The 8,845-nt window shown below is 35.9% G+C and carries 4 protein-coding genes; all 4 read right to left on the bottom strand.

Annotated features, from left to right (window positions below):
- Positions 1-1,613, bottom strand: a 1,613-nt coding sequence (locus tag JYB62_RS11975) for a hypothetical protein (RefSeq protein WP_205645675.1), incomplete at its 3' end; no start/stop codon positions are given.
- Positions 1,597-2,727 carry a 3'-5' exonuclease gene (locus JYB62_RS11970; protein ID WP_205645674.1) on the bottom strand — a complete coding sequence of 377 codons (1,131 nt, stop codon included), beginning with the start codon at positions 2,725-2,727 and terminating at the stop codon, positions 1,597-1,599. The genes JYB62_RS11970 and JYB62_RS11975, both read right to left, overlap by 17 nt.
- Position 2,728: 1 nt before the next feature.
- Entirely contained in the window at positions 2,729-5,140 is a 2,412-nt protein-coding gene (locus JYB62_RS11965) for an Hsp70 family protein (protein WP_205645673.1), read from the bottom strand.
- Between the two features lie 117 nt (positions 5,141-5,257).
- Complete coding sequence (locus tag JYB62_RS11960) at positions 5,258-8,845, bottom strand: Eco57I restriction-modification methylase domain-containing protein (RefSeq protein WP_205645672.1); 3,588 nt, start codon at positions 8,843-8,845, stop codon at positions 5,258-5,260.

The raw sequence follows: 8,845 nt of genomic DNA, 5'->3' as shown, positions 1-8,845 counted from the left end.
TGATTAGCTGTATCCTTATTTATATCTGATTGATCTTCCTCAGAATGCTTGTTTTCAGTATCACTTGGTGGTGCATCTGTTTTGTCTGATGGTGCAGTTGAATCGTCAATCAAATCCCCTTTTTTATCGGGTTGGTCAGAATCAGTAGCCGTTTTATCTTTATTATCGGATGAATCCTCTTCTGTTGCTGATTCTACCATTGATTGATTACCTGTATCCTTATTTATTTCATTTGGATAGTCTGTCGTATTAGACCTATCTGGCTCATTTTTAGGATAATCATCAAATGGCTCTGCTTGAATTTCAAATAGTAAACAGAGGGTAAGGTATTGCTCATAGTCAAATTCTCCCTTTTTTATTTTGGTTATTGTGCTACCGATTTTCTTTATGTCTTTTTGAATTTCTTTTTTTTTTGTGGCGCTTGATTCATCATACCTCCTACCAAATATTTTTCCAAATAAATTTTTGAGGTCTTCAAAAAGTTTCAAACCTTTTGGCTTCGTAGTTGGCTTAATCGGGCTATTTGGAGTTTTATGAATATTTGGTTGATTTGGTTCTTGTATCCCCAATATTTTCTTTCTTGCTTCTATCAGCGCTTTTTGAAAAACTTTAGGGCCACCTGCAAAAACGATAGTAAACAATGCCTCTGCAATAGCTTTCCGTATGGGATTATCTTTTGAAAGGTTTAGAAAGGCACTAACTTCTTTATGGTCTGATAATTTTCCAGAATAGTCATGGTTTAAAACACTTTCCCTCCAATTAAGATAAAGCAAGGCAGTATAGAAGAAATTTTGTTGTTTGGCCGAATGACTTAAAAACCTATTCAATTCAGAAAAATAGCTTTTTTCATTCTTATTTTTTTCAACTATCCATTTTGAAGGCCCATTTCCTTTTTCGGCAGAATCTAAAATATCTGAAAACTTGGAGTTATATTTTTCTCCAATTGATTTTAGTTCTTGTTTGAAACTGGAATCAGTTCGTTTGATTACCTCCTGAATATCTTGGAGCCATAAAACTTTAGGTCTTTCTTCAAATTTCCGAAGTCCAGGATTATAGGCTACCAAATGGGCCCAAATGTACTCTGAGGGAATTTGAGGCAATTGTTCTGGAGCAGGGGATTGCTGGTACTTATATCCAAGTTTTAGTTGGTAAATAAACTCATTCGATATTTTAACATCTGGAAACCAGGCTCTATTAATCATTCTAGCCGTATGCTCTCTGATAGTCGAATCATATACCTCTATCACATGTTCAATGTTCTTATCCAAAGGCTCCAAAACTGGTATTCCATATACATTTAAGGTATGTAATACCCCTTCCGAAACAGCCTCCTGTCTATGTTTACTGTAGAAATGTGCACTTATTATTTCTTCTAGTGAAAACCATAAATTAGACTTGTCTTCTGGTAAACGAAATTTTAAACAGATTTCGTAACGCTCCTCACTTAAAGTAGGAAAACTTTTTTCAACGAATTCTACTATTTCAGATTGAGGTGAATAAGCCGAGGGTATTAAGAAAGATTGCGTAATAGAAAATCTACCTCCAGCTCTTAAAAGATCCACCAAATATTCTGGATCGAAAAATAGATATGCGTATTTAGAATTCATCTTCATTATCATCTTCTTTTACTATTCGACTTGCGTCCATTTTTGTACAAAACTCTTCAATTGTCTTTAAATAAGAAGAGGAGGTGTTTTTATTTTGTGTAATAATCAAAGCGCCACTTGCTCTAGTTATGGCTACATAAAATAATGATCTTTGTAACTCTGAGGTACTGGTTGCCTCTTCTACACTTAAATTTGGTAGGCATACCACTTGATAATCTAATCCTTTTGCGCTATGATAAGTTTGGATCACAACTTCATTGTTTTCAAAAGCTTCATTTAAATCACCATAGCTGTTTTGAACTACGTGGAGTTTTACCTGATTATTCCTTAAATGCCTGTTTAAAGATCCAAAGTCTTCCTTTGAATAGCTGTTTTTTACAACAATCCACCTAGGTTTTCCCTGCTTCGCCAATATTTTATTTGCAAACTCAACAATACTGTTTTTTTTTGGTAATAATATGGCGGAAGTTCTTCGTTTTTCCGACTCTCTTTTTGCTATATCGTAAGAGAGAAAATCTCCTTCATCATTCAAATCTGTATTGTATAATTCAATAGGTACTACAGCTTTCCCACTTGGAGAAACACCTTCCAAAGCTCCTGGGTAAATCTTGGACGCTGCCGCAAATGCTCGTGGAGTTAACCTATAAGTACGGGTGAGTTTATGGACATTACCTTTACTTACAGAATTAAGTGTTGCTGAATCCGCACCATTTTCAAATATTTTCTGAAAGTTGTCTCCAGCTAAAAGTGTTTTTTTTGATCTTGAAATAATAATATTAAGTGCTTCTGCAGGGACATCTTGTACCTCATCAATAACAACAAGATCGTAATTGGCATATTCTTTTAGCGCCTTAAAATATGTCATAGCTCTAACATTTGAAGGTAGCCCTTGGTCTGCCAAATTTAATAATGACCTAGTATATGAGACAAAGGCAATATTATTTGAATTTGATTTAGAAAGTGCATTTACTAGGATAATGGTTTTTCCTGATCCTGCAGGTCCGCTAATTAATCCAACGGTTTTCCCATTTTCAAAAACTAATCCATTAACCAGTTTTTTCTGGTCGCTATCCAGTGATTCATATTCAACGAACCATTTATTTGCATGTGCTGTAGGCATATCAATTAATTAAGGGGTTTATGGACGAGTTTTTTACAATTTGTTTTGAATTGGAAGTGACCGTATTATTTTCATTGAACACCTGATTTTCACTGGAAATGGTTGAAGAATATTCATTTATTAGGGCTGTTGTTTGTGGTTCATTTAATGCTTTTGAAATAACCAATGCTCTATCAACATCATCTTTTTTTAAAGTCTTGGAATTAAGCCGATTTAAATAAATTCGTAGACAGGTCTTCCAATGTTTTTGCCATTCTTCGTTATTTTCACTCTTCAGCATTTCACCATAATTATAGAGGACCCAGTCATTACTTGGGTTCATTGAAAATGCTTTGATTAATAATTTTCTATATTCTTCTGGTTCTGTCCATCTAATTGCGTTTGCTAGATTGGCACATGCATACACATCCCCTTGCTCAATAGCTAGGTTGTAAAATTCTTTTGCTTTTGTAATATTTCCTGCATTATGCCAAGCAACGGCCAAACTATTTAGATCTACTCTTCCTTTATCAATTTGATATCCCTCTTCCATCATTTCTGCGGCTTCTTTTCTTTGTTCTGCTTTTTTTAAAGCCTCTGAAAGATTTATAAATGCTGACGCTGTTGGGTTCCCAGCATTTCTTCTGATTGCCTGATTGAATCTTTTTCTTCCTTCTGCCGCAATCCTTTCTCTTGTTGATAAAGCTCTGGATGAATATGGATTTAGCTGGGTAACAACTGCTTCACCGGTTGACACTTTAGCAGCTACGTGCAAAGTTTTGTCAGCGGTTATTTTAACCTTCAAGGATATCTTGTCAGATAGTGAGAAGCCACGCTTGCCTAATGGTTCAATTTTTAAGTTTTGTAAAATATGGGACTCAGAAGTCAAACAGATCGGAAGTTCTATCGCTTCTTGGTTCTCTCTTTGCGGTCTCAAATCATTGATTTCATCTCCCTCAAAAGGAATTTCTGTACCTGAAGGCACCAAAACCTTCATTAGTCCATTAGACATTCTTAGGTTTATGGTAGGGCCAGTAATGGGATTGATTAGCTTATGATTTAACCCATTAAAGTAATAACTATGAATTGCAGCTCCCTCAGAAACTAAGGTTTGCATATCCTCAGGGAACAAATAATCAGACTCTGGAAAATAGTCTTTCACAGCTGTTTGAATCCATGGATTTTTAGAACTTCCACCAACGAATAAGACATAATCAATATCCTTTGCTTTCAATCCAGCTGATTTTAATGCTGACTTTATTGGACTGATTATACTTTTCTGTGACCTTTCAGTTGTAAATTTTTTAATTATCCCAGTCATGTCCTGATAGGTAAGCTTGACCTTAGGTAGCTGATAGATCCGGTTTTGATGGTCCTTGACTTCAGGAGATATTCCAAATGTTGAAAAGAGAGAGTCGATATCCGTGTTTCTGGAATTGGTTTGATGGAACATTACCTGTTTACATAACTCAATCTTTACCTGCTCTGCAATCCTTAAAAGCTGGTGGCTTAATCTCTCTTTAACACGCATCGGGATATCCGATACCTGAGGAGTAGATGATTCTAGCGGCAATAATTCTTCAACAAATTTGTCCGCTATCATCTTATCGATGTCTTTCCCTCCGATCTCAGTGTAATGTGAAATAGCAACATTTTTGGATTTTACTCCAGAGAAATCATCCTGCTGAAATTGTAAAATTGATATGTCACAAGTCCCTGCTCCAAAATCAAATACAAGGACTGAAATGGGTTTGCCATCTGGTACTACAAGGGGTTTTTGGCCAGCTAGCCTTGCAGATTGATCGACATAACTCAAAAATGCAGCATTGGGCTCATCTATGAGCATACTTTCTCCGATGTTAGCAATTCCTGCCCGATTTAATGCTTCAATCAAATCCTTTCGTTGGTTTGCTTCAAATGATGCAGGGACACTTACCGCCCACATGATTTTTTTTGGTAGTCTTTTTTTTTCAATTTCCTTTTCTACCTCTTCACGAATATTCCCTAAAAAAATAGCTGTTGCGTCAACAGCAGTTTCGAGCTTTAAACGTCCATCTTTTCCATCCAAAACGGTATTGTGATACCTCGGACCAACGTCCTCTCCAAGGAGCGTTTTAAATTCAAACCATACGTTCTTACCCAATTCCAGGAGAGGGTTGAATCGAGCTTCATAAGCTCCGGCTCCAAAATACAATTCATCGTATTTTTTGCTGTAGGCAAGACATGTTGGAATTCTGGTATCCTGAATAACGGCGCCGCTTTGGTATTGCTGAGAAATTTGGATTGGGGACACCACTTCTGATGAATGCCCGTCTCCAAAAAGGCTAACCACCGTGGTAGATGTTCCAAAATCGAGACCAATATAGGTGTGCTTTTGTGCTGGTAACTGGCTGCTATTTACGGGAAGTAATTTGGCTAAGGTTAAATTGGACATAGTATTAAATATATCGTGTTTAAAAAAAAAGAAACTAATATCTATTTAATTTACCTTTATGGCTTTTTGATACCAAAAAGAAAATAGTTGATCCGTTTGTACTTTGACATGTAAAGATTACTTCAGTACCTCCTTAATAATTCTCACCTCTTCAACACTATCTAGAGTTTCAATTGCAAATCGCACTGGATGATTGGGGTCATACAAACGCTCAAACTCACTTTCAACAATAGCAAGCTTCTCTTCCTCGCTCATTTCATTTGAGATAGGCTTTAAATCTCTCAAATGCTTTAAGATTTCTTTGCCTGCCGATTTGATTTCTTCAGGGAAGACAATTTCATAAACCAAACAGTCTACAATAGATTCAAAAAAAGCTGATTCAGACTTTTCTTTTGATTTATCTTTATAAACACCCTTATAAAGCCCTAAGTAATCTACAAGCAATTCCATTCCAGGTTTAAAAACCGCATTTGGTTCTGGAATTGGAAGGTTTTCCAAAAATGCTTTTTTGTAGCGATACTTTCCAACCAGTTCCCCACCAGCATAAAAAATTCGGAACAATACTGTAATTAATTCAGAATTTAAGAATGCAGTTAGCCATTTAAGATTTTCTCCTGTGATTAAAAAAGCGGTGGCCTCTGGATAATATTTTTGGGTATCGTAATAGAATTGCGGTTCTGAGACGATTTCCGAAAAAACTATTTTATTTTTTTCTAATTCATCTAAATAAGCACAATTTCGCAAATTGGTCCAATGATCACCCCTGTCACTTCTTATCGATACTTTTGGGAGAAAGTATTTTAAATGTTCATAAAGAGTAGGATACTCTTTTACTACATCAATTCTGCTAATTCTTTGTTTCTTACTTCCATTGTGTGTGTTTATTAAGTAGTAATTATGGAAATTACAATAATATTTTCTGGTGTCACGGCCTCTTAATATAGGTTTAATAAGTTCTTTATTTTTCTTATCCTTTGATTCAAGTTCGTTTTTCTTATCCTCATCTATTATGAATGCATCATTATATCCAGTTTTTAATCCATAATTTATATCTATATTCCAATCCGAGATTTTTGTCCCAATTTTTTCTAAGTGCAATTTTACTTTAATTAATTCAGGGGTAGAAATAGCCCAAACCTCTTCATTGAAATAGTCAAGCCTTATTGAATTTTCATTAAAATATTTAATGAGCGAGTTAAGCTTCGCCTTAGTAAGTTGACACCCTTTAAATTCATTTTTAAACTTTTCTTTTTGAAAAAGCAAGATATTACTATGAACAATAGCCGTTGTAAAAACCATTTCTTGGCCAAAATCAAAAAGTAATTTGGGATTTGTGTTGGTCAGGAAGAATTTCCGAGTGGAAGTTCCATAATTAGCTCTAAGCCACTTGTTTGATGTTATAAAACATAAATGGCCACCTTTAGCTAAAACTCTATTCCCATTCTCGTAAAACAACTCATAAATGTCACCAGACGAAGAAAATGTTTCGAAATTCATTTTAGCAAGATTCTTCTTTAATTCCAAATCAAGCTTAGAAATTTGAATATAAGGTGGGTTTCCAATCACCACATCAAAGCCACCTTTCTCTCGCCACACTTCCGAAAAATAGAGTTTGAAGTCAAAGTCTATTTTGTAGCCTTCGAAATCTTCTGCTGCCTTTAAAACAGTTAGAATCTTTTCATTGATATTAGTTCGAAGTTTCTTTTTTTCTTGTTCATTGGTCTCATTATAAAATTTTTCTTTTAACTCTTCCAATTCTTTGCTCAGCTGGGGATATCTGTCGACTCCCTGTGCGGGTAATCCAATTAATGAATTCCCACAAACAATTTTATAATCCAAGTTTGGAAGTGTTTCAATTGGATCTAGGTCATCTTCGTCTACGACCAATGAGAGCCACAAACGTAGACGAGCTATGTCTATGGCAGAGGGATCTATATCCACTCCATAAATGCTTTCCTGTATAATGTGGCGTTTCAGACGGTAGATATAGCGGCTTTCATTTACGCTCTCTCTTTCCTTAAATCCAAACTTATCTAGTTTGTCTTTCAGGTAGTTCAGGCTAAAATGAGGCTTTAACACTAACATGGCATTTACCAGTTCATGAAGAAGCCCAACAGGAAATGCACCCGAACCAATGGCAGGGTCACAAATTCGTATGTCGCTTAGCTTTTTGTCTATTAGATCAGCATTTTGACGAATACTTTCGGGTAGTTGGTATTGGTAAGTTTTGGTTTCGCCTTTGGAGGCAACCCGTTGATCATTTTCCAGTGCAAAATGACCTTCACGGATATAGATTTCAATATCTGATTTTGGGACAAGTATTTTTCCTTTATGTTCAAGCTCTATTTTAAGATTCCCCTTTTTATGACTATTGCCTGCAAACATACTCGTCTGATCACTATCGATAGCCTGATAGCTGTCAGTACCATTATTCAGAGAATTGTCTAGATAGTGGATCAGACTTTCTTGACACATATAGTGTACGATTTCTCTGGGGGTATAGAAAGCTCCTTTGCTCTTCCTTTCGGTAATATCCAGCATGTTTTCAAACACCTTACCCAGCATTTCAGGATCGACTGCTACTTCCTTATCCAGTGGCTCATCTTCTTTGATAGTGAAGTTGTAGCGGTCTAGAATATCTAGAACACCAGTTCGTTTTTCTTCTCTTTCTTCACCACTTCTAAATAGCGAAGTAGGAATCGTAATGTTGGCGTTTTCCCAATCGTAATCAGCTTCAAACAAACCACCGTTCAGAAACGGGATCCGGCAATTAAGTTTGGTGTAAAATGAGTTCTCATTGTCACGTTCTTTGGCTAGACCTTCATAGAATAAGTATTGCAGTTTGTCTTTGAAAAAATTGACACCTTCGCTCTGCGCTTGGTCAAAAAGCTCTTGGATAAAACGCTTCTTACCAGTTCCCCATTTGGCATTTTGTGCTACTCCCAACCAGCCCTTTTTCTGTAAGAAATAGAGGAACACGATTTGTCCCAGCAGTTTTTTGGTAAATCGGGTAGTGTCAATATTTGATTTTACTAATTCAGTTTGAATATTATCATTTTCAGCAATATGTTTTGAAAGCTTTTCAAACAGAGACTTGTATTGCTCAAAAAACTCATCAGTAACCTTTTCAATACTAAATGCTGCTTCTAACTCCTCGATGGTAGGGTTATTAGCAATGTTTTGTAGCAGAGGCAACAACTGATTTTTGGCAGTATGGGATTTTTCATACTTACCCACAAGGAAGGAATAGCGTTTGGCAGGAGTAAACTCTTTTGTTGTTTTTACTTTACCTTGTTCTGCATCCAATTCAGATCGATATTCCAGCTTTATAAAAGAGAAACGCCAATCCAGCCCTTTATCTTCTTTAGAGTAGAATGCCACCAAAGCATAATCTTTTTCAAACTTACTCAAATGTTTGATTACAAAATTCCGTAGGGCAGTTCTTGCCCGTTCTAGCTTTTGGATGCTTTTTACTTCTACAATTAACACATCCAAAGGTTCACCTTCAGGATCGGTATACTTTCCAATCCGCTTGTAGGTGTTGATATGCTCTTTGTAATCATCCCAGATAAGATTACCAGTATAAAAATTGCTTTTCGGCTCTAGATCATTCAGTAAGTTTTTGGCAAAAATCGTGAATTGATCTTCATCAAAAGCTTCATTAAAAGTATTCTCAATAAGCTGTTGAGCTGCTTTCTTATCCAT

This window comes from Algoriphagus lutimaris, from assembly GCF_017051705.1.
Taxonomy (GTDB): Bacteria; Bacteroidota; Bacteroidia; order Cytophagales; family Cyclobacteriaceae; genus Algoriphagus; species Algoriphagus lutimaris.
This window is presented reverse-complemented; position numbering and strand designations above follow the sequence as displayed.

Excerpts from the sequence above, each read along its gene's own strand:
- JYB62_RS11965 (WP_205645673.1), bottom strand. The coding sequence starts at position 5,140 with ATGTCCAATTTAACCTTAGCCAAATTACTTCCCGTAAATAGCAGCCAG.
- JYB62_RS11960 (WP_205645672.1), bottom strand. The coding sequence starts at position 8,845 with ATGGATAAGAAAGCAGCTCAACAGCTTATTGAGAATACTTTTAATGAA.
- JYB62_RS11970 (WP_205645674.1), bottom strand. The coding sequence starts at position 2,727 with ATGCCTACAGCACATGCAAATAAATGGTTCGTTGAATATGAATCACTG.